The following is a 22,443-nucleotide window of genomic DNA, read 5'->3' as shown; positions in this document are numbered from 1 at the left end:
TATTTACCAGCTTTTTGGTTACTTTTGTATAGTAATTTCCATTAATATAGGAAGCTATTGAACAGACAATAATTGAAATGAAAATAAGATCGAAATTTCTAGTGTTATTTTATGTGCTTAGTATAGCATGTACCTATGAATCTATTGGGCAGACTTTTCCTTCGGCTCACTCTCTACTCACTGGAGATTTTGTATTTAGTGGGTTTACAAACTCAGCATCTACTGCATATCCAACTTCAATGCGAGGATATACTCTCTCTAGTGGATTCATCGATGAAGGTGGCGATTATACAAGCTCTAATATGTCTAACAGGTCATTGAGAGCTAACTCTTCAAGCCTCACAAATTTTACAATAAGAAATGAGGGTGCAAATGGTATTAGTATTTTCGATGCTCACAATGCAAGCTCGGCTAACCTTGGAGCAATTATTGTTTCTTTAAATACAACAGGAATATCAGATGTTGTGGTATCATGGACAGGAAGAACAATCTATTCAAGAAGCAACAGGCAGTTTGGAATAAGAATCCAGTATAGAGTTGGAAATACCGGTCCGTTCATAGATTTGTCAGAAGAGTATTCTTCGACTCTTTCATCAACCCCAGCCGCACCTCAACAATTTAATACAGTGTTACCAGTTGGCGCAAATGATCAGACAACAGTTCAAGTGCGTTGGCTTTATATAGGAAAAGTTACAGGAGCAACTCTGGCTGATAGACTTGCTATTGATGAAATTTCCATTACTGGTTCTACTGCATCAGGGATCACCTTAAATGAATGTGGCACAACAATTAGTGCAGGTAATGTAGACATGTCATTTACCGAGTTGCAAGGTGCTGAAAGGTATGAAGTAGAACTATCTGGTGGTAATTTAGGTGTCGATACATACAGTAACTTTCCTTCAACCGGGAAATACAATTTGAACTGGCCATTCTATTATCAGAATGCTCCGTTAGAATATAACCAATCGTACTCTGTCAGAATCAGACCTGTGGATGCAGGGTTGAATCCTGTAGGGGATTGGGGGGCTCCTTGTTCTATTACCACACCTGCTGAAATACCTGCGCCCCAATTACAACCACAGTTTTGTGGCTCAACACTTGGAAGTATTAAAGACGCTGTTCAGTCTGAATATGTGCCGTTTGCCACTAATTATAGATACGAGTTATCTGGTGGGAATATAGTGGGGACGGTTACAAAAGAGACTGGGGTAAAAAATATGACTGTTATATTTTCATCACTCCCTGACTTTACCCATGGAGAAACTTACAATGTTAGAGTTCAAGCTTTTGTAAATGGAGTTTGGGGCGAGTATGGCAGTGTATGTCAACTAACAACAGATAATACACCAGCACCACTCCAAATCAGACCCATTTCTTGCGGTGCTACTTTAACTAATTGGACTGATCTTATTCAGGCTGATAGAGGAGGGCCTGCTACTCAACAATGGCAATTTCAAGTCTTTAGAAATAAATCCGGAGGTGGAGTAACCATTGTTGAAACTATTTTAAAGTCAACTAATACTTTTCGCTTGTCTGAACTTGCTGCTTATTCAAACCTGTTTTTACAAGAAAACACCAATTATTTTGTAAGGGTCAGAGGATATTACAATGGAATAGCTGGTGCTTATGGGGATTTGTGTACAATAACTACCCCTTCATCTGCTCCAGAAAATTCGGGCTCCATTATTGAACTCTTTTCATGGCAATGCGGGACAACAATTTCAAATAGTACAGCTATATATAGTACAATTCCGGATGTGAATTATGACGGAATTGAATTTAGGTTTAGAACATCTGGTGATTTGACTCCTGTTGAATCAATAGTTTCAGCAGACAATAAAATTAGATTGAGTGAATTGACTTTATTAAGTCCAAATACCACTTATAGTGTAGATGTTAGGACAGTTATTCAAACTGGTGTTTTATATGGTAATTATTCATCAATATGTAACATTACAACAGAAGCAGTTGCTGCTTCAAGAAACACTACTAACGAGAATTTGACTTCAAGAGAGTTTACAAGTGAAGATAAAAACTTTAATACTTCGGATTGGTCTGTTGAAGTTCAGAATAAAGAATCTCTGATGCTAGATATTGATGATTTTGTAAATGAAGAAAATAGGAATGTGATCAATATTTATCCTAACCCTTTTACTGATGTTATTAACGTTGAATACAATAGAGAATTGACTTCGGTTCAAATTCTAGACTTTAATGGTCGAGAAATGGATATTGATAAAACTGTTGTAAATAATAGATTAATATTAAACACTGCTAATCTTTCAAGTGGTTATTATTTCATCAGAACATTTAATGGTGAAGGAGTTAAAACCACGAGATTACTGAAAGAATGAGATCTATTAATCACGGAGTGGCAATTAATTACGTTGAATGATATTAATGATTATCAATGCATGCGTAAATAAGATATTTCTTTGATGAAATAATAATTATTTATTCGGAGTGTATCTAATCATAAATTTTAATTTAGCATCACGATAGAAACAATTGATTGGTTTTCACTAGTTATGTCCAAGTTCTTGTAATAGTCTAAGTATTAATTATTAACACTCAATTATATTTTCTTATCCAGTTTGTTTTTACTTTTTAAATTTTGTTAATGTAGATTAGCCTTGAAAATCTAATAATAAGAATGTAGTACTGGAATAATCTGACTTATTTAATTGATTCCTAACTAGAGACTATCAAATATTAGCTAAAAGAGTATTTAATAATTAAACATTTTATTCAATATTAGAATAAATGTCCATTGTATTAAGTTTATATCTATTCTTATTTCTTTTTGTGGCTAACTTGGATTTTGCTGGATTTAATACAGTGAATCAAATTATTCTATGGGTGATTTCTCCTATTGTTACCCTTTTAATATTTCATAAAAATAATCACCGTATAAAGGATATACCTAAAGAGTACTTTTTTTATGGCTCAATGCTAATAATATCGATACTAGGCTATTTTATAAGTAAAGATGTTGATGGTTTTATTAGATATTATAGAGTGCTATTTACAAATAGTATATTAATGGTAATAATATTTCTTGCCATAAGAGATGTTTATGACTTAAGAAAGGTACTTTATTCTATTGCCATATCTTGCATTATGGTAGTTCTATTTAGTTTTTATATCGAATCACCCAATTTAAATGATGAGTATTTTCGAATGGCTGGCTTAATGGGAAACGCAAATGGAACAGCTATTATAGCAAGAATTGGAATGATGATCATAATACTCATATGGGTATTAAATTATCACCCAAAAAATATAGTTCTTAAATCAGTACTTTTAATCAGTTTTTTTCTATTGTATTTGGGTATAATAGTGACAGCATCAAGGGCAAATTTTTTATTTGCATCTCTTATATTTCCATTTATCATTTTCAATAGTAAAAAATTAGGTGTACCAACAAAGATTTTACTTGGTCTCATTTTATCAATCGTTGTGTTCTATTTTTACTCAGAATACTTTACTGAATTAGTGATTTATCGTAGACTAACAGACAATTCAGGATATCTTGTTGAACTGGAAGAAGAGAATAGGTTTAGGTATATGTTATTGGCATTAGAGACTTTTTTTGAATACCCAGTAGTAGGCATAGGTCTAAATCAATTCAGATATATATCAGGAGGTAAGATATCTCATACCGACCTACTAGATATAGCAGTGCAATTAGGATTTCTAGGAGTATTAGCTTACGGTGGAATGTACTTTAATCTTTTTAAGAGAATGATTCGAAATTTAAAATATCTAACGAATCGCTTGAGTAATATTAACAGATGGCTACTGTTTTTTTTGATATCTGAATTTAGTTTTGGATTGTTTGGAACAAATTGGTTTTTTCAAATACATATGATTTTTCTTTCCGTATTGATTACAATAACATTGCTAATTAAAAGAAATCCAGTTCAAATATTAAATCAAATAATAGCCGATGGCCCTTCATCAACTAGATGAAAATGATTATCATTTCTGGGATGAATACGTTAGAAACCATCCAGAAGGCACTATTTTTCATACTTCTAAGTGGCTTCAATCCCATCGAGGAGATCTTGTCGTATTAGTTGAGAAAAAGGCAAACAGAATACTAGGTGGTGTGGCGTTTATTGTAAAAAACAGGTTTGGAGTAAAAGGAATACACAATCTTCCTTATACTCCATTTAGAGGCCCACTTTTTGGAGATATAAATTCTAAAAAGCATTTTAAAAGTCATTCAAAAAAAGCAGATTTTATTGAACAAGTTACCAATAAACTGAAGTACGGACATGTTGAGTTTCTCCTATCCACAAATGATTTCAATACTTTGCCATATAAATGGAGTGGATTCACAGACCAAAGGTTGGTTACATATCAAATAAATGATATAGCTAATTATTCAATAAACAATGTAACATCAAACAAAAGAAGAGAAATCGAGGGATTTCTAAATTTAATGGAAAATGGAGAAATTGAACTTTTGATTAATCAGGAATTGGAAATGATACTTGAACTTCAGAAGGAAACTGGCGCCCGATCTGGGTTTAATCCTATGACTCATATCCTGAAGGATTTACTTAGTTCAATTTCTGGAAATTATTTTTCACTTGGTTTGAAATCAAAAAAATACGGGTTATTTAGCGGAGGTATTTTTCCGTTTGACAATCACACTGTATACAATTTAATTAATGGCTCAAAAAGAATAGATCATCCTGTCTATAAAAATGCAAATGCTTGTTTAGTGTATCATGCCATTTTAATGGCAAAAGAGAAGAATAAAAAATTTGATTTTGAGGGCAGTTCAATTAAAGGTGTAGAGCAATTCTATCGAATGATGGGTGGGGTTCAACATACGAGATTTCGTGTGTTGAAAAGTAAAAATCCTTTCTATTTTGGATTAAGAGCATTTCAACAATGGAGTCAAGAAATAAAATAAAGGTATGTCATGTAACGAGCATGCATACCTGGGATGACGACAGGATATTTGAGCGAGCCTGTGTTGGGTTGGTAGGAGAACAGTTCGATGTTTGTTTGATATCGACACCTATTGCTTTAAATAAAACATCTGAAGAAGGCATTAATTACGATAATAGGGATGAAAAATATGGAGTGAATCTAATCTGGATTAAGAAAAGAACTGGAATTCTCAGGAGACTATTAAGCTCTAGAGAAGCTATTAAAAGAGCTTTAGAAATAAAGCCAGATATAATTCATTTTCATGACCCTGATATGCTCCCTTGGGTTTGGTTTTACTCTTTTAATTTTTCCGGTAAAATTATTTACGACATTCACGAAAACTATTGTGCTAGAATAGATAAATTAAGAATGCCGGTTTTTATTCGACAAACCATAATGAATTTATTTAGATGGTTTGAAATAAAAGTCATAAATAAAACGGGAGGGTATGTTACCACAACCGATACTATGAAATTGTTATATAAAAAAAGTCGAAAGCCAGGAATTGCTATAAGTAACGTACCATATGTTTCTAGACTACCAACAGCTAATGGAATAGCCAAGCATGATAATATTACAATTATTACAAGTGGAACTAATTCTAAAGCAAGGAATTGTAATCAGACTATTGAAGCAATACCACTTGTTCTAAAAAAGAAACCTGAAGTAAAATTCAAATTTGTTGGTAAATATAGTCCTGAAAATTATAAACAAGAACTGGTTAAATTAGCTCATAATATTGGTGTTGAGCATGCCGTTGAATTTGAAGGTATGAAACCTTGGTTGGAAAATTTTGAAAGAGTGGCCATGTGTCATATTGGATGTGTTTTTTATGAAAACAACCTTAATAATAAGGTTACAATTCCAAATAGACTATTTGAATACATGGCTATGGAATTGGCTGTAATAGGTGAGGATTTTCCAGAAGTTAAGAAGGTCATAGATAAGGGTAACTGCGGAGTAGTAGTTGATTCGAGCCAACCAGAGTCAATTGCCGAAGGTATTTTGTCAATTATAGAATCGACTAGCACCAAACAATTAGGGGAAAATGGAAGAAATGCGGTTAGGGATTTCTATAATTTTGAAGTCGAATTAGACAAATTGGTAAACTACTATTATCAACTACTAAGGGTCAATAATTAAGTATCAAATGGGTCATTTAAGACGATTTTTATTTCAGCAAGCGGTCTTTGTTGAAAAACTTCTTAACAAAGAGGTGAAATTGGCACATGATCTGTTGCAAAAAGCTAATAGTACAATTGATAAGGAAGGTATTCAGGAATTACAAAATGAAGCTTTTCTGAAACTCATTGATTTTGTTTATTACAATAATAATTATTACCGATCTCTGTTTAATGAACATGGTCTGTTGCCTGAGTCCTTTCAGGATATTAAAGATTTAAGCAAAATTCCATTATTAACAAAAGATATCATTAAGTCCAAAAGGGATCAACTATTAACACCCTCAATCCCTGACGCAGAATGTCTTACAAGAACTTCAGGAGGAACTACTGGTGAACCAATTTACATAGATGTAAATAAACAAGCCAGAATTAATGAGTTGTACTTTTATTACAGAGGGCTGAACTGGATGGGTTGGAAGCCTGGCGATACAATGGTTAAATTTTTTGGTGGTAGTCTAAGTAAGAATAATTACCCTACCCTAAAAAGTAGAATTAAAAGATGGGTTTCAGGTGAGGTATTTATCCCGGCATTTGACTTAAATTCTGATACTGCACCTGAAATATTGCAGTTAATTAAAAACCAAGGCCCATGTTTTATGCAAGGCTATGTGTCCTCAATATATACACTTGCTCTTCATGCAAAACAGCTTAATTTCAAAGGGCTTAAAATAAAAGGAGCGTTTACTACAGCAGAACAATTACCTCAGGATCAAGCAGAATTAATTAGAGAGGTATTTCAATGCGATGTTAAAGGATTTTATGGATGTTCGGAGATGAACTGTCTTGGTTTTCAAAAAGATATGGATGGGCCTTATATTATTCCAGATGAGATTCTTAAAATAAATGAGACAACACATCCGGAAACAGGAATCGAACATAGTTTTCTTCTTACATCACTTTATAATTATAGAACTCCTTTGATCAACTATTTGAATGGAGATAATGGCTCTTTAGGTAATAGCGACCCTAAATATTCTACTATAGATGAATTGTATGGTCGCACTGGAGATTTATTTGTAAGAAGAAATGGAAGCTATATATCATCAATTGTGGCTACGCAAACGATGCAGATTACAGAACTTACTCATAAAATAAAACGATATCAGTTAGTACAGAATGATTATGATAAGGTTGAATTCAAATATCAACTTTTTGATGAGGCGGAATTAGGTGAAGATGAATTACAAAAAATTCTTGTTATGTATAAAGAAAGACTTGGAGATGAGTTTGTTATAACCCCCTTGTTAACAGAGAATTTCATAAGCAGTAAAAATAAGAAGCATAGATTGATGATTAATTTAATGAGTAATAAGTAAACATATGAGTGCTGTGATTAATTTTATTAAAGGATATTATCGTTGGGCGGCTACATTTTCAAAAGTAGTTAGGAGGGAAGCTCAAACATTAACAGCTATGCCATTAACTGCTAGAATTAAAATGTGGTGTGGAGGCTTCTTTAGTGCAGCATATTACAGGTATGAATTTTATAAGGGCGAAAATAAACCCAATGAATATGTAAGTGACTATCAGGAGAATTTGAGGGCCTCGAGAATTAATTCAAGAAGTTCAAAAGTGTATGTTGATGATAAAATTATGTTTCCTTTATTTTTTGGCAAATTTTGTCCTGTAGTATACAATTATGCATTCATTAATAACGGTTTAGTTATACCACAAACGGATGAGTTTAAAATTAGCGATATAGATGACGTACTTCACCTTATCAAATCTGGTCAAGATGTTGTGGTAAAACCAGCATATGGTTCAAGAGGAGGACAAGTACATACTATCTCTAATCAATCAACCGTAGGGTTTATTTGGAATGGGCAACCTTGCTCAGATGATGAACTAAAGGAGGAACTACCAAAGCTGGATTTAAATATCATTTGTCCTTTAATTAAGCAAGCTTCTTACTCTCGTGAGTTCTATCCAAGAACAACTAATACCGTAAGGATATTGACAATGGTAGATCCAATAACAAATCAAGCATTTATTGCTCATGCGGTACAAAGAATTGGGACAGAACATTCCTATCCTGTGGATAATTTTGCTGTTGGAGGAATCACGTGTAATATTGATATCCCATCAGGGAAAATTGGAAAAGGCTCCTATATAATTCCTACAGAAAGCAGGAAAAATTGGTATACTAAACACCCAGAAACAGGTGTACAAATTGAAGGTGTTCAAATTCCAAATTGGGAAAAAATAAAAGATGGGATTGTGAATTTAGCCAATTCAGTATCGTTTCTTAAAGTTATTGGTTGGGACATCGTAGTTCTTGATAATGAAGTAGGTTATGTAATGCTAGAAGGAAATAATGCACCCTGCTACAAAGTACATCAACTGCATGGTGGATTTTTAAAAGATGAACGCATTTTAAAATTTATGAAAGCTTACAAAGTGATATAATTAATGGGTGCATTTTTAGTTGCCAAGAGGGGTTATAAAGATTTAAGAATTGATAAAGTAAAGTTTTTGTTCCAACGATTTGGAATGAAAAATTTTGATTGTCTAGAATTTAAAGATCATATTGTATTGGTATGGGATAAAGAATTGTCCAAGGATAAACATCAAATTAATATAGACGGACATCATTTGATTGTTGCGGGGACACCAATTTATAAAGGATGTAGTACATTAAGCGAATCTCTTCATGCGATACTAAATGATCTAAGAAGTAATTCTTGGGATTATAGAAATGTACGCGGTTCATTTGCTTTTCTATATTCACCTGACGGAAGTTATTTGTCCCTATATATGGATCAGGCGGGGATATTTAATGTATACTTTGATCTTCATCATAATGTAATTTCAACTTCATTTTTGGCTACTATTTTTGGTTTGAGTGAAAATGTTGAATTAAATAGAAATGCATTAATTGAAGTTTTAACCACAGGTAGACTAATAGGTCCAGATACGCTAGTAGATAATGTTAATAGGGTTGAACTTCATATTCATGACCAAATAGGTAATATTAATATCACGAAAGATAAGACCTTATTGTCTATTGGGCATGAAAATTTTAAAAACCTTAGTGAGGCATTGGAATATGAAATTGAATCGGTAGATAGGTTTTTCAAAGACACAAAATCATTTGCAAATAATCAAGGCGTTGATACTGGTATTTCAAGTGGTCATGATAGCAGGATGATTCTTATTTATCTTTTAAGGAATTTAAAAAAGCAAAAAATCCAATTACATACTTATTGGAGGAAAACTAAAGATACAGAACTTGACATTGCAGAAAAAGTTGCCAAAGCTGCTGAATTAGATTTAAAGTGTATTCCAATAAAACATCATTTCGAAAAATCAAATGAAGAAATGGCTTCCAATTTAGAAGAAGCTTTATTGTATTATGATGGTCATGTGAGAATGCATTGTTATTTTACTGAAGAGTACAACACAAGAGAACACAGGTTGAAGATTTTAGATGATAAAAGACTTGGAATGAATGGAGTAGGTGGTGAGCAATATCGAAATGAATGGCACATGGAAAGTAATAAATGGTCATTGACCTATTTTATTCGCTATTATTTATGCTATCATCTTGCTGGTAGATGTTTCACTAATAAAAGTGAAGAGGAAAATTATTTTAATTATTTGGAAAAGAAAATCCGCACACGGTTAGATATAGAAAAAGGCAGAAATTACATTACTCGTTTAGAAATGAGTCAATATTGTAACGAAGTTTATGTTCCAAGTTTGATGGGAGCAAGAACGAATGCTGAAAATAAAATAAGCCATTTTGTAACACCATTTGTAGACCGGCAATTGATACAAGATTCATATAAAGCAATTCCTTATCACGGATTGTCTTACTTTTTCCAACAATCAATAATAAGAAAGTTAAATAAAAAGTTAGCAGATGTTATTAGTGGTTACGGTTATTCCTTCAGTAGTGGAGAACCATTTGTTGAAAAACTTAAATATATAATAAAGGAGATTACACCTAAAAATATTTATCAAAATAGACTTGATAAAAAATTCACCTCGAAGGGTAATGAAGATTTCATGAAATTCATGAATGAATTCTTAATAATAAGAGAAGGTGTTGAGTTATTAAGAGCTTATAAGTTGCCCATAGATGAATTCAAATTAACAAGTCGTCCAGATTTAATGCCAGTTTATATTAGTCTATCATATTTGATTTTATACCTTAAAAAAGTGAATAAATTAGTTTAATAATAATAAATAATTGAAGGATGTTTCATTACATATATTATTGCTTGTTGGAGGGTATCCAACAAACGAAAATTTAGCAAGGTGTGTTTTTAATCAACGGGGAGCAAAAGAATTATCCAAGCACCATAAAGTAACTGTCGTTTTTCTAAGAGCATGGCGACCAGGCCTTAAAATTCTTCAAAGATTTGACGAGTCAACACATGAAGTCATTCAACTAAGGTTGCCATTTTTACCAAGTTCTAATAAAATGAAGGTAAAGGTATTTTCAAAAATTGGAGCTGTTATTCTTCGGAACCTGCTAAAAAAGATTGATATTATTCACTCAATAGGAGCCAACTCTATGAGTTTAATTGGCTCAAACTGGACCGCAAAATTTGGAAATAAACATGTTGCACAAATAATTGGCTCTGATGTAAACTCTGTACTGCCAGTTATAATGAATCAAAATTACGTAAAACCATGGATAAACAATGTTCATGGAATTTCAGCAAATAGTGAAGCACTTAAATTAGCCTTTAGTAAGCTCTACCCGAACTTCGAGGCGCCTGTGGAAGTCATTTATAGAGGAGTTGATACAAGTCGTTTTAAACCTAGCAGTAAGAATAAAGAAAAAGTAGATATTCTGTTTCTAGGTGGGCTTCCGGATTATAAAGATTTACCATTTGGTAGAGATACAAAAGGCGGACTTACTTTAATGAAAATTTGGAGTTCAATTGAAGATAAAGCCTTTAGAAGTAAGGCAAGGTTGTTATTTGGAGGTCCTGAAAGTGATATAAAAGAAGTCCATGATTGGGTGGGCAGTTTGAAATATAAAGAAACAGTTAAATTAATAGGTCATCTTAACCCTGAGGAAGCTAAATCATGTTTGGCTAAATCAAACGTTGTAATACTTCCTAGTAAAGAGGAAGGAATGCCAAATGTTGGAGTAGAGGCATTGGCTTCGGGATGTGCAATTATTGCTACTGATGTTGGAGGCCTGCCAGAATTGATTGATCAAGGTAGAAACGGGTACATTTATAAATTAGAAGACATTGATGGAATGACTAAAGGACTGATTGATATTATACAAAATCGAGATAATTTGGCCAATATAGTTGATTATTCAAGAAATAAAGCAATTTCTTTATTTGATAAATCTCAATACGGCTACAAACTTACAGAGCTTTACAAAAGCCTTTGAAATTTTATCAGTTTATCTAAAAAATCTAATATTAATTTTCATGTGCGGAATTTGTGGGGTAGTTAAATTGAATAATGAAGCCAGTATTGACCTTGTGTATTCAACAAAGGTTATGACTGATTATTTGCATCATAGAGGACCAGATGACTGGGGTATTAATACAAATGCGGGCACTACACTTATACATGATAAGATAGTTCAACTAAATGCAGATATTCCTTCTTTTGCATTAGGACATAAAAGACTTTCAATTATTGACCTAACACCATTAGGTCATCAGCCGATGTCTGATGAGGAGAATGGATTAACCATAGTTTTTAATGGCGAAATCTATAATTACATTGAATTACGAGAAGAATTGAAAGGTAAGTACAATTTCAAAACTAATACTGACACTGAAGTTTTACTGGCAGCTTATCAAATATTTGGTTCTCAAATGCTTCGTTTTCTTGATGGAATGTTCGCATTTGCAATTTTAGATATTCACAATCGCAAGCTATTTGGAGCAAGAGACAATAGTGGAATAAAGCCTTTCTATTATCATTATTCATTTGAAAATGGTTTATGGTTTGCCTCTGAACCAAAAGCAATTTGTAAGGGACTTGGCATGAAAGGTACACCTAATCACAGCATACTATCCGAATTTTTGGTTCTTGGTGTTTCTGACCATGATGAAAATACATTCTATGATGAAATAAGACAATTGCCTCCAGCTCATTATTTAGAATTAGATATTAACTCTGGCAAATGTACCACACATCAATATTGGAAACCTCCCGTTATAAGTGAACCGGAATTAGGCCAAAATTTATCAGAACAATATATATCTATACTACATACTGCTGTATCAAGGCAGTTGAGGTCAGACGTACCCGTTGGGTCAAGCTTATCAGGTGGTATTGATTCATCAGCAATTGTAAGTACTGTGGGCGAGCTACTTGGTCAAAAATCCTCAGACTATAAAACCCTTACATTTTCTTTTCCCGGATTCAAAAATGACGAAAGTGTTTTGGCTAAACAGGTCGCTGCAAAAGCGGGATTATCTTGGGTGCCAGTTGAGCCTACATTAGATACTCTTCAAACTGATTTAGAGCAAATGGTGGAGAGAATGACCGAGCCTTTTAGTACACTCTCAATGTTTGCACAATATAAGGTAATGGAGGCGGCAAAGAAACAAGGCCTGATTGTGATGCTTGATGGGCAGGGAGGAGACGAAGTGTATTTGGGATATCCACGTGTTGTTCAACGTGTGATATTTCATTATTTAAAACAAGGAAAAATTGGAAAATCAGTTCATGAACTTATTAAACTTCATGAAAATCTTTCGCTTTCATATAATAATATGCTATTGGGAAATGCATATTTTAATTCCAAGGCAATTGCGTTTACTCGTAAAAAAGCGATTTTCTCAAGATACTTAAATACTGATTTAATTCAGTCTGTACGTCCCGATTTACTTGATGATTATTTTGCAGGTAAAGATATTTATTCCAAGCAAAATGATGAGTTGATGAAATATTTGTTACCTAGGTTATTAAGGTTTGCCGATCGCAATTCAATGGCGTTTAGTATTGAACAAAGGGTACCTCATTTATCGAGATTAATACTCGATTTCAACCTAAGTCTACCTGTGGAGTATAGAATTCAAGATGGATGGTCCAAGTATATTGTCAGAAAAAGTTTGGAAGGCCGAATCCCTAATGAAATATTATGGAGTAAAGTTAAGAGAGGATTTGATATTCCTCAATCATATTGGGTTGAACAATTGTCCGATTACCTAGTAGAAAGAGTAGCTTCAAATGATGAAATTTCGACTTTATTTAATAAAAAAAGTATATTGCAAGACTTAAAAACCCCTTCCAAACAGGGGTCTTATTATTTGTGGAGAGCAGTTTCTGCTATTTTGTGGATTGATAATCTTTAATTGGAAAGGGAAATGCATTTAGTAATTGTAGCAGGGGCACGCCCAAATTTTATGAAGGTAGCTCCAATTATTAAGGAGATTAAAAAGAGAGCAGGAGTGGGATATTCTTTGATTCATACTGGTCAACATTACGATAAAGAAATGAGCAATCAGTTTTTTGATGAATTAGGAATACCAGAACCAAATGTTAACCTAGGAGCTGGTGGAGGTAGTCAAGCTGAACAGACCGCGGCAATCATGATTGGTTTTGAGAAATATATTACGAATAGCGAATTATTTATTGATTGTGTTATTGTAGTAGGGGATGTAACCTCAACACTTGCATGCACTATTGTGGCTAAGAAGTTAAACATAAAAGTAGCGCATGTAGAAGGTGGAATACGTTCAGGAGATATGACAATGCCGGAGGAAATAAATAGAATGGTAACAGATAGCATCTCTGATTATTTTTTCACTACATCCAGAATAGCAAATGAAAATTTATCCAAATCAGGGGTTAGCAAGGAGCGAGTTTTTTTTGTAGGAAATACAATGATCGATACGCTGTTGTCAAATTTGGAAAAGCTGAAACAACCTGCAATTTGGAAAAATGAGGGATTGAAAAATAAAAAGTATGTTGTCCTAACAATGCACCGCCCTTCTAATGTCGATGACGGTAGTCAATTTAAATTACTGATTGAACTTATTATTAATCACCTGGAGTCAACCAAAATTATATTTCCAGTTCATCCAAGAACTAAAAAAGTACTGGATGAATTAAATATTAATAGTGATAACTTAATTATTTCCAGACCATTAGGTTATCTAGAATTTAATTATTTGGTAAAAAACGCAATGGCTGTAATTACGGATTCAGGTGGAATTACCGAAGAAGCTACAGTATTGGGAATACCTTGTATAACATTAAGAAATTCCACAGAAAGGCCTGAAACTTGTGATGTTGGAACGAATGAATTAGCTGGTACTGATACCAATAAAATTATTGTTTTATTAGATAGGCTGAAATCAGGGAAATGGAAAAAAGGAGGGATACCTGAGCTTTGGGATGGTAAAACTGCTGAAAGAATAATTGATAACTTGGAAAGTGTCCTTAAATGAAAATAATTGTTTCTCATGATGTTGATCACCTTTACTGGAGTGAACATTGGAAGGATACATTTATTCCAGGATTGATAAGAAGAACACTACTAGAATGGAGTAAAAATTCTATTACTTTTTCTGAAGTTAAAAGAAGGCTCAACTTCAATGAAACTCTTAATCAGTTAGAATCATTAGCTGATTTCAATTCGAAGTACAATGTAAAAGCTACATTTTTCTTTGGTATGAGAAAGGGTTTGAATTTGTCTTATCACTATAAAAGAACTCTTCCGTATATTAAAATGCTAAATGCTCGAGGGTTCCATGTAGGACTGCATGGACAAGCAGTTGACAAGGTTGAGGAGTTTGAACTTGAAAAAAGAAACTTTTTTAAGTTAACAGGTAATGATCCACATGGTATTAGGAATCACTATTTGAGGTTAAATGATAGGACATTATCGCTAATGGCTAAATATGGATATTTGTATGATTCGACAGACTATGGATTAAAGCCACCCTATAAAATAGGAGAGCTTTGGGAGTTCCCTATTCAATCTATGGATGGAAGGGAATTGAAAGAGTTTGAAAAAAGCAGCGGATATAGGAATATGTTGGATTATACAATTATGAAATTAACAAAGGCTCAAAAAAATGATTTACCCTTTTTCGTCATTAATTTCCATGATATATATTTTAATGAAGGGTACCCTAAATTTTATTATTGGTACAAGGATTTAATAACCTGTTTAGTAAAGGATGGTCATGTGTTTGTGAATTTTGAAGAGGCAATTACGGAGCTAAATGGTCAAGGATAAGAGGAAATTGAGCAATGTTTGGTTAATAAGTCAACATACTTATTCGCCATCAATGAATGCAGGTACACGTCATTATGGGATGGGCAAAGAGCTATTTAAAAATGGGGTAAGACTAAATATTTTTACCTCAAGTTTCAATCATAAAAAATTAGAAGAAACTCAAAAATTTGGTTTTTTTAAAATTTTTAAAAAAGAGGAAATTGATGGGGTGAATTTTATTTGGATAAGAACTTTGAAATATAAAAAAAATGATGGTTTACTGCGTGTGTTAAGTATGTTTTTGTTTTCTTTCTCTACGTTCTTTTTATGTCTTTTTAGTAGAAAATTTGGATCACCAGATGTCATTATGGCTTCTACTCCTACTTTAGTCCCTGCGTTCTTTGCTTCTATTTTGTCCAAATTAAAAAGAAGACCATTTATATTGGAAATAAGAGATTTATGGCCTGAGACAATAGTTAAATTTCACCCTGAAAAACAAGGACATATACTTATTAAATTGTTTTATAAGTTAGAATTATTTTGTCTTCATAAAGCTGATAGGATTGCAGGACTATTACCCGGTATACCAAACTACCTAGATAAACTAGACTTAAACCTTAAGAAAAAGTTTTTTTGGCTTCCAAATGGTGTAGAGTCCGATATATTAGATGTTTCATTAAATACCAATTCAGAAGTTAAAAAAATAGTTTATGCAGGTGCCTTGTCAAAAGCCAACGCTATGGAATCGATTATTAACACTGCTGATATATTGAAAAATAGTGGGCTGGAATTCCATATTTATGGAAATGGAATGGAAAAGGCCGACCTTTTAGACTTGGCCAAAAGGAAAAATCTAAATCATATTTATTTTCATGAACCAGTTCCTAAAAAAGAAGTTTTTAATGTGATTTCTGATGCTGATATTCTTATTGCTTCATTAAAGGATACAGATCTTTATGAGTATGGTATTAGTTTAAATAAAATTTATGATTATATGGCAATAGGCAAGCCTGTTGTATTCGGAGTCAGAGCTTTTAACAATCCAATATCGGAAGCAAGGGCTGGTGTATCTGTGCGTCCTGAAAACGCAGAAGAAATGGCAGATGGGATTAAGGAAATAGTGTCTATGACAATTGAGCAAAGAAATGAAATGTCAATTAGAGCTAGGCATTATATTTCTAAAGGCCATACTTTTGAAATATTGGGAAGCAGATTAATGAAAGAGTTAAAGAGACTAGTTTAGTGAAGAATGTTTTTATTATTGGAGCAGGTCGTTCAGGTACTAATTTACTGAGAGACATACTTTGCCATTTTGAAGGTGTTGTGACCTGGCCATGTGATGAAATAAATTATATCTGGAAACACGGCAATAAAAAAACAGTCACAGATGAGTTGGGTGTAGAACATGCGAGACCTGAAGTAAAGAAATATTTACAAAATGAATTTGAAAAGTTCAGCTCTTCCAATAATGCGTCAATTTTAGTTGAAAAGACATGCGCCAATAGTCTTAGGGTGCCTTTTATCAATGAGATATTTCCTGAAGGAAAGTATATTCTATTGCTTAGAAATGGTCTTGATGTCACAGCTTCAGCATTGAAAAGATGGAAAGCACCACTAGATATCCCTTATATTTATAAAAAAGCAAAATGGATACCTAAGATAGATATACCATATTATGCATTTAATTATTTTACAAATAGATTGAAAAAAGTATTTTCTAAGAGCAAGTCATTAGCATTTTGGGGTCCAAAATATAAGGACATGGCCGCTGATTTGTCCTCAAGAAGTCTCGAGGAAGTTTGTGCTTTGCAATGGAGTAGATGTGTTGAAAAGTCTATAACAGATTTAGAAAATCTTGGATCAGATAAGTATATTAAAGTTTATTATGAAAATTTAGTTTCAGAACCAATTTCTGAAGTTAAACGCATAATTGAATTCATGGAACTTAATATATCGTATGTTGATTTAGTAAGCGCATGTGATTGTGTATCAACTAATAGTTTGAGTAAAGGAAATAAGGAATTAACAATTGATTCACAGCAAAAAATCAGGGAAATAGTTGATCCAATAATTAAAAAACACTTTTTATGAGTCCGGCACAAAGGATTGTTAAAAGGCTATTTGATATTACATTTTCCTTAATTGGACTTTTGTTGTTTGGTTGGCTTATTATGTTCCTTTACATCATTGCAGCGTTTGATACTAAACTATCTGGTTTCTTTATTCAGGAAAGAATAGGCATACATGGTCGAATTGTGAGAATAATCAAGTTACGAACTATGCGAAATATTCCTGAGATCAAGACCTCTATTACCACTGCAAATGACCCACGCATCTCACGATTTGGAAAGGTATTCAGAAAACTCAAATTGGATGAATTGCCTCAATTGATCAACGTCCTTAAAGGCGATATGAGTTTTGTTGGACCACGACCAGATATTCCCGGTTATGCGGATAAACTCGAAGGGCGGGACAGGGAAATACTAAATATAAGGCCTGGTATAACAGGTCCAGCATCATTATTTTTTAGGTTTGAAGAAGGGTTGTTGAGTAATCATGAAAACCCTGATGTATTTAATGACAGCATTATTTGGCCTAAAAAAGTTGAGCTTAATAGAGAGTATGTAACTAATTACTCCCTTTTAAGGGACATCTATTATATTTTTGTCACCATACTAGGTATAGATATTTATAAAAATAAAAGAGAAGCAGAGTTTGAATATTCTATTGTTTAAAGTCTAAAATGTATAGAAGAGTTATCAAAAGGATCTTTGATTATACTTTAGCAAGTTTAATTTTTGTTACACTATTCATGCCTTTATACATGATTTTGTTGATGTATTGGCAGGGTAATCCCTTATTTCGTCAATTCAGAGCTGGAAAATTAGGACAACCATTTCAGATATATAAATTTAAATCTATGCATGACGTAGAGAATATAGAAAATAAGGATGAAAAAACGAGAGTAACTAAAATTGGCAAAATTCTTAGAAAAAGTTCATTGGATGAAGTGCCACAGGTACTTAATATTTTTGCTGGACATATGACTTTTATAGGGCCACGACCATTATTGATAGAATATCTAGATTTATATAATAATATTCAAATGAGAAGGCATGATATTCTTCCAGGCATTACAGGATGGGCACAGGTAAACGGGAGGGATAAGATAAGTTGGCGCAAAAAATTTGAATTGGACATTTATTATGTCAATAATCAGTCTTTTTGGCTTGATTTAAAAATTTTGTTAATGACACTTTATAGACTCATTAGTAGACCAAAGGAGGCGGGTTTGAATTTTCAAAAATTTACAGGGAATAATTAAATATATGAATGAAAGAATTTACCTATCATCTCCACATCTGGGAAAAGAGGAAATTGTATTTATAAAAAAAGCTTTCTCAGAAAACTGGGTTGCTCCATTAGGACCAAATGTTGATGGCTTTGAAGGTGACATTTGTAAGTATACAGGTATTAAAAATTGTGCCGCATTAACATCTGGCACATCTGCAATTCATTTAGCCCTGATTATGCTAGGAGTGGAAGAGGGAGATGAGGTACTGGCATCAAGTTTTACATTCTCGGCTACCATTAATCCAATAGTATATCAAAAAGCGAATCCTGTTTTGATAGAAAGTGAGTCTGATACGTGGAATATGTCACCTGAATTTTTGGAGGAAGCGATAAATGATCGTCTTAATAAAGGAAAAAAGTTAAAGGCAATTATTCCGGTACATTTGTATGGTATGCCTTCTAAAATTGAAGAAATTAAAGCTATTGCTAACGAATATGAAATTCCAGTAATTGAAGATGCCGCTGAGGCACTTGGTTCAGAATATAAAGGAAAGAAATTAGGTACTTTTGGTGACATTGGAGTTTTTTCATTTAACGGAAATAAAATAATTACAACTTCTGGTGGTGGAGCTTTGGTATCAAATAATGATCAATATGTGAGCAAGGCTCGTTTTTTAGCTACACAAGCAAGAGATAGTGCTGCCCATTATGAGCATAGTCAAATTGGTTATAATTACAGAATGAGCAATGTAAGTGCAGGCATAGGAAGGGGTCAAATGTTAGTATTGCCAGAATGGATCATTAAAAGAAGAAGTATATTCGAATCATATAAAAATGAATTAAGTGATATTGATGGAATTTCATTTTTAGATGAACCCAATCCTGATTTTTTTTCTAACCGTTGGCTTACAACAATACTTGTTGATCCAGCGAAAACGAAAGGCCTTTCTAGAGAAGATTTACGTCTAGCATGTGAAATAGAAAATATTGAGACCAGACCCTTATGGAAGCCTATGCATTTGCAGCCGATATTTAAAGACTGTCCATACTATGGAAATAGTCTTTCAGAGCGACTTTTTGATCAAGGTTTATGTTTACCTTCTGGTTCTAACATGACAGGTGAACAGCTTGATAGAGTGCTATGTCTTATAAAAAAGAAATTAGGTAAATAGAATGAAGAAAATTCAAATGGTTGACTTAATTAGTCAATACAATGGTATAAAGACTGAAATAGATTCTGCCATTCAAGAAGTTTTGGATTCTGCAAGCTATATAAATGGATATCAGGTAAGCCAGTTTGCTGCTAATTTGGCAGAATACCTAAATGTAAAGCATGTCATTCCTTGTGGTAATGGTACAGACGCAATTCAAATAGCTTTGATGGCTCTTGACCTTAAGCCTGGTGATGAAGTAATTGTTCCGGTACATACTTATGTAGCAACTGCAGAAGCAATAGCACTTCTTAAGTTGAAACCTGTATTTGTAGATGTTAATGAAGATGACTTTACTCTAAATGTTAATTATTTAAATAAAGTCTTAACCTCAAAAACAAAGGCGATTGTACCAGTTCATCTTTATGGTCAATGCGCAAATATGCAACCTATAATGTCATTTGCCAGTGCAAATAAAATTGCCGTCATTGAAGATGCTGCCCAAGCTATTGGAGCTGATTTTATATCTAAATATAAAGAAAATCAAAAGGCAGGAACAATTGGTGATATTGGGACCACCTCTTTTTTTCCTTCAAAGAATTTAGGTTGTTTTGGAGATGGCGGAGCTCTTCTCACAAATAATAAAGAACTTGCAGAAAAATGTAAACTAATCGCAAATCATGGTCAGAAGAAAAAATATCATCATGATATCATTGGGTGTAATTCAAGATTGGATACCCTTCAAGCTGCTATATTAGATGTTAAGCTTAAGTATCTTGATGATTATATAAAGAAACGTCAAGAAGTAGCAAATAAATATGATGAAGAATTTTGTGATATTGATGGAATAAGTATTCCTTTTAGGTCAGAACATTCTACGCATGTCTTTCATCAGTACACTATAAGAATTGAAAAGAACAGAGACTTGATAAAAAAGAAACTCGCTGAGGCGGGTATTCCAACAATGATTTATTACCCAATTCCACTTCACCTTCAAAGAGCATATATACAAGAAGATAAAGGTAATGGTACCTTTCCCGTTACTGAAAGACTATCAGCTACTGTGTTATCTTTACCCATACATACTGAAATGGTAGAAGAAGAACAGAAGTATATTATTGAAAATTTTATAAAGATTTTAACTCAAATTAATGGATAGTAATTTTTTCCATCATGAAACCGCCATTATTGATGAGCCTTGTCAAATAGGAGAGGGAACTAAAATATGGCACTTTTCTCATATTATGTCTAACTGTACTATCGGAATGAATTGTAACATCGGTCAAAATGTGGTAGTATCACCAGATGTTATTCTAGGCAATAATGTTAAAATTCAGAATAACGTATCAGTATATACAGGGGTGATATGCGAGGATGATGTATTTCTGGGCCCATCTATGGTTTTTACTAATGTTGTTAATCCAAGAAGTGCAGTTAACAGAAGGCGGGAATTTTTAAGAACATGGGTAAAGAAAGGAGTATCGATTGGTGCCAATGCTACAATTGTTTGTGGGGTAACATTAGGTGAATATTGCTTTATTGGTGCTGGTGCAGTTGTTACAAAAGATGTGCCTTCTTATGCGTTAGTAATTGGCAATCCAGCCAAACAAAGTGGTTGGATGAGTCAGTATGGTCATAAACTTATATTTGATAATGACAACAAATCATTCTGTCCTGAATCCGGTGATGAATATATATTAAAAGATAATGCTGTAAATAAAATATGAGTGAAATGAAAAACTTTGCCTTAATCGGAGCCGCAGGTTATATAGCACCAAGACACTTTAAGGCGATAAGAGAAACTAAAAATAATCTTGTTGCGTCATTAGATGTTTTTGATAGCGTTGGGGTTATAGACAGTTATTTTCCTAATTCTGATTTTTTCACTGAATTTGAAAGATTTGATCGGCATTTAGACAAATTAAGGAGGAACAATGTTTTAATTGATTATTTAACCGTTTGTTCACCGAACTACCTACATGATTCTCATATAAGATTTGGGCTTAGAAATGGTGCAAATGTAATTTGTGAAAAACCTCTTGTACTAAATCCATGGAATTTAGATGCACTTGAAGAAATTGAGAATGAATCCGGGAAAAGGATATTCAATATTTTACAATTAAGACATCATCCATCTATGATTGCACTGAAAGAAAATGTGAATAAGTCAGGAAAGGATAAATTTGATGTTACTCTTACCTACATAACCTCTCGTGGAAATTGGTATTATACAAGTTGGAAGGGTGAGGAGTCTAAATCTGGAGGAATTGCCACAAACATAGGCATTCACTTTTTTGATATTTTAGGATGGATTTTTGGTGATATTGAAGACTGTAAAGTACATGTCCATTCACATGATAGGGCAGCTGGATTTCTAGAATTTAAAAGAGCAAGAGTCAAATGGTTCTTAAGCATAAATAGTGAACATTTACCAAGTCAGGCAATCGATAAGAATTTAAAGACATTTAGAACTTTGACTATTGACGGTGAAAGTATCGAATTTAGCCAAGGGTTTACAGAATTACATACTGTGAGCTATTCTAAAATATTAGAAAATGAGGGTTTTGGAATAAATGAGGCTAGAAAGGCAGTAGAGTTAACTCATGAAATTAGAAACTTTACTCCTATTGGGCTGATAAATGATTATCATGAAATGGCAAAATTCAAATTAACAACGCACCCATTTAAGTTAAAAAAGTGATCAAAAAATTCA

Annotated in this window: 19 protein-coding genes; all 19 read left to right on the top strand. The window is 33.2% G+C overall.

The window, feature by feature from the left end:
* Positions 1-77 precede the first annotated feature (77 nt).
* The 19 genes from JR347_RS14570 to JR347_RS14480 all read left to right on the top strand — a co-directional run bounded on the left by JR347_RS14570 (position 78) and on the right by JR347_RS14480 (position 22,431).
* Entirely contained in the window at positions 78-2,354 is a 2,277-nt protein-coding gene (locus JR347_RS14570) for a T9SS type A sorting domain-containing protein (protein ID WP_205721321.1), read from the top strand.
* Positions 2,355-2,763: 409 nt separating this feature from the next.
* Positions 2,764-3,972 (top strand): O-antigen ligase family protein, encoded by a 1,209-nt coding sequence (locus JR347_RS14565; protein WP_205721320.1) that lies wholly within the window; start codon positions 2,764-2,766, stop codon positions 3,970-3,972.
* Complete coding sequence (locus tag JR347_RS14560; protein WP_205721319.1) at positions 3,950-4,927, top strand: hypothetical protein; 978 nt, start codon at positions 3,950-3,952, stop codon at positions 4,925-4,927. Before JR347_RS14565 ends, JR347_RS14560 begins: the two co-directional genes overlap by 23 nt.
* A 68-nt stretch (positions 4,928-4,995) precedes the next feature.
* On the top strand, positions 4,996-6,090 hold the full coding sequence (locus JR347_RS14555; protein WP_205721318.1) for a glycosyltransferase: 1,095 nt from the start codon (positions 4,996-4,998) through the stop codon (positions 6,088-6,090).
* Positions 6,091-6,097: 7 nt separating this feature from the next.
* Positions 6,098-7,447: a phenylacetate--CoA ligase family protein gene (locus JR347_RS14550; RefSeq protein WP_205721317.1), complete on the top strand. Its 1,350-nt coding sequence runs from the start codon at positions 6,098-6,100 to the stop codon at positions 7,445-7,447.
* Positions 7,448-7,451: 4 nt separating this feature from the next.
* Positions 7,452-8,537, top strand: a complete 1,086-nt coding sequence (locus JR347_RS14545; protein ID WP_205721316.1) for a sugar-transfer associated ATP-grasp domain-containing protein — start codon at positions 7,452-7,454, stop codon at positions 8,535-8,537.
* 3 nt (positions 8,538-8,540) lie between these two features.
* Positions 8,541-10,310 carry an asparagine synthetase B family protein gene (locus JR347_RS14540; RefSeq protein ID WP_205721315.1) on the top strand — a complete coding sequence of 590 codons (1,770 nt, stop codon included), beginning with the start codon at positions 8,541-8,543 and terminating at the stop codon, positions 10,308-10,310.
* A gap of 13 nt (positions 10,311-10,323) precedes the next feature.
* Entirely contained in the window at positions 10,324-11,490 is a 1,167-nt protein-coding gene (locus tag JR347_RS14535) for a glycosyltransferase family 4 protein (RefSeq protein ID WP_205721314.1), read from the top strand.
* Positions 11,405-13,414 carry an asparagine synthase (glutamine-hydrolyzing) gene (asnB, locus tag JR347_RS14530; RefSeq protein WP_205721313.1) on the top strand — a complete coding sequence of 670 codons (2,010 nt, stop codon included), beginning with the start codon at positions 11,405-11,407 and terminating at the stop codon, positions 13,412-13,414. Before JR347_RS14535 ends, asnB begins: the two co-directional genes overlap by 86 nt.
* A gap of 12 nt (positions 13,415-13,426) precedes the next feature.
* Positions 13,427-14,512, top strand: a complete 1,086-nt coding sequence (gene wecB, locus JR347_RS14525) for a non-hydrolyzing UDP-N-acetylglucosamine 2-epimerase (protein ID WP_205721312.1) — start codon at positions 13,427-13,429, stop codon at positions 14,510-14,512.
* On the top strand, positions 14,509-15,306 hold the full coding sequence (locus JR347_RS14520) for a polysaccharide deacetylase family protein (RefSeq protein ID WP_205721311.1): 798 nt from the start codon (positions 14,509-14,511) through the stop codon (positions 15,304-15,306). Before wecB ends, JR347_RS14520 begins: the two co-directional genes overlap by 4 nt.
* A gap of 52 nt (positions 15,307-15,358) precedes the next feature.
* Entirely contained in the window at positions 15,359-16,528 is a 1,170-nt protein-coding gene (locus tag JR347_RS14515) for a glycosyltransferase family 4 protein (RefSeq protein ID WP_205721310.1), read from the top strand.
* Positions 16,528-17,376, top strand: coding sequence for a sulfotransferase family protein (locus JR347_RS14510; RefSeq protein WP_205721309.1), 849 nt, complete (start codon positions 16,528-16,530; stop codon positions 17,374-17,376). The genes JR347_RS14515 and JR347_RS14510 overlap by 1 nt, the downstream gene beginning before the upstream one ends.
* Positions 17,373-18,020, top strand: a complete 648-nt coding sequence (locus JR347_RS14505; RefSeq protein WP_205721308.1) for a sugar transferase — start codon at positions 17,373-17,375, stop codon at positions 18,018-18,020. Before JR347_RS14510 ends, JR347_RS14505 begins: the two co-directional genes overlap by 4 nt.
* Before the next feature lie 8 nt (positions 18,021-18,028).
* Positions 18,029-18,610: a sugar transferase gene (locus JR347_RS14500; protein WP_205721307.1), complete on the top strand. Its 582-nt coding sequence runs from the start codon at positions 18,029-18,031 to the stop codon at positions 18,608-18,610.
* A 4-nt stretch (positions 18,611-18,614) separates the two neighbouring features.
* Positions 18,615-19,751 (top strand): DegT/DnrJ/EryC1/StrS family aminotransferase, encoded by a 1,137-nt coding sequence (locus JR347_RS14495; RefSeq protein ID WP_205721306.1) that lies wholly within the window; start codon positions 18,615-18,617, stop codon positions 19,749-19,751.
* Position 19,752: 1 nt separating this feature from the next.
* The gene (locus tag JR347_RS14490) at positions 19,753-20,889 is read left to right on the top strand and encodes a DegT/DnrJ/EryC1/StrS family aminotransferase (RefSeq protein ID WP_205721305.1); all 1,137 of its coding nucleotides are present in this window, start codon (positions 19,753-19,755) and stop codon (positions 20,887-20,889) included.
* Positions 20,882-21,457 carry an acyltransferase gene (locus tag JR347_RS14485; RefSeq protein ID WP_205721304.1) on the top strand — a complete coding sequence of 192 codons (576 nt, stop codon included), beginning with the start codon at positions 20,882-20,884 and terminating at the stop codon, positions 21,455-21,457. Before JR347_RS14490 ends, JR347_RS14485 begins: the two co-directional genes overlap by 8 nt.
* Complete coding sequence (locus JR347_RS14480) at positions 21,454-22,431, top strand: Gfo/Idh/MocA family protein (RefSeq protein ID WP_317192603.1); 978 nt, start codon at positions 21,454-21,456, stop codon at positions 22,429-22,431. Before JR347_RS14485 ends, JR347_RS14480 begins: the two co-directional genes overlap by 4 nt.
* Positions 22,432-22,443: the final 12 nt, after the last annotated feature.

It is taken from the genome of Fulvivirga lutea (assembly GCF_017068455.1).
Classification (GTDB): domain Bacteria; phylum Bacteroidota; class Bacteroidia; order Cytophagales; family Cyclobacteriaceae; genus Fulvivirga; species Fulvivirga lutea.
Note: the sequence above shows the minus strand (reverse complement) of the source record. Positions and strands in the feature narration are given on the sequence as shown.

Excerpts from the sequence above, each read along its gene's own strand:
- JR347_RS14570 (WP_205721321.1), top strand. The coding sequence starts at position 78 with ATGAAAATAAGATCGAAATTTCTAGTGTTATTTTATGTGCTTAGTATA.
- JR347_RS14565 (WP_205721320.1), top strand. The coding sequence starts at position 2,764 with ATGTCCATTGTATTAAGTTTATATCTATTCTTATTTCTTTTTGTGGCT.
- JR347_RS14560 (WP_205721319.1), top strand. The coding sequence starts at position 3,950 with ATGGCCCTTCATCAACTAGATGAAAATGATTATCATTTCTGGGATGAA.
- JR347_RS14550 (WP_205721317.1), top strand. The coding sequence starts at position 6,098 with ATGGGTCATTTAAGACGATTTTTATTTCAGCAAGCGGTCTTTGTTGAA.
- JR347_RS14545 (WP_205721316.1), top strand. The coding sequence starts at position 7,452 with ATGAGTGCTGTGATTAATTTTATTAAAGGATATTATCGTTGGGCGGCT.
- JR347_RS14540 (WP_205721315.1), top strand. The coding sequence starts at position 8,541 with ATGGGTGCATTTTTAGTTGCCAAGAGGGGTTATAAAGATTTAAGAATT.
- wecB (WP_205721312.1), top strand. The coding sequence starts at position 13,427 with ATGCATTTAGTAATTGTAGCAGGGGCACGCCCAAATTTTATGAAGGTA.
- JR347_RS14520 (WP_205721311.1), top strand. The coding sequence starts at position 14,509 with ATGAAAATAATTGTTTCTCATGATGTTGATCACCTTTACTGGAGTGAA.
- JR347_RS14515 (WP_205721310.1), top strand. The coding sequence starts at position 15,359 with ATGAATGCAGGTACACGTCATTATGGGATGGGCAAAGAGCTATTTAAA.
- JR347_RS14505 (WP_205721308.1), top strand. The coding sequence starts at position 17,373 with ATGAGTCCGGCACAAAGGATTGTTAAAAGGCTATTTGATATTACATTT.
- JR347_RS14500 (WP_205721307.1), top strand. The coding sequence starts at position 18,029 with ATGTATAGAAGAGTTATCAAAAGGATCTTTGATTATACTTTAGCAAGT.
- JR347_RS14495 (WP_205721306.1), top strand. The coding sequence starts at position 18,615 with ATGAATGAAAGAATTTACCTATCATCTCCACATCTGGGAAAAGAGGAA.
- JR347_RS14490 (WP_205721305.1), top strand. The coding sequence starts at position 19,753 with ATGAAGAAAATTCAAATGGTTGACTTAATTAGTCAATACAATGGTATA.
- JR347_RS14485 (WP_205721304.1), top strand. The coding sequence starts at position 20,882 with ATGGATAGTAATTTTTTCCATCATGAAACCGCCATTATTGATGAGCCT.
- JR347_RS14480 (WP_317192603.1), top strand. The coding sequence starts at position 21,454 with ATGAGTGAAATGAAAAACTTTGCCTTAATCGGAGCCGCAGGTTATATA.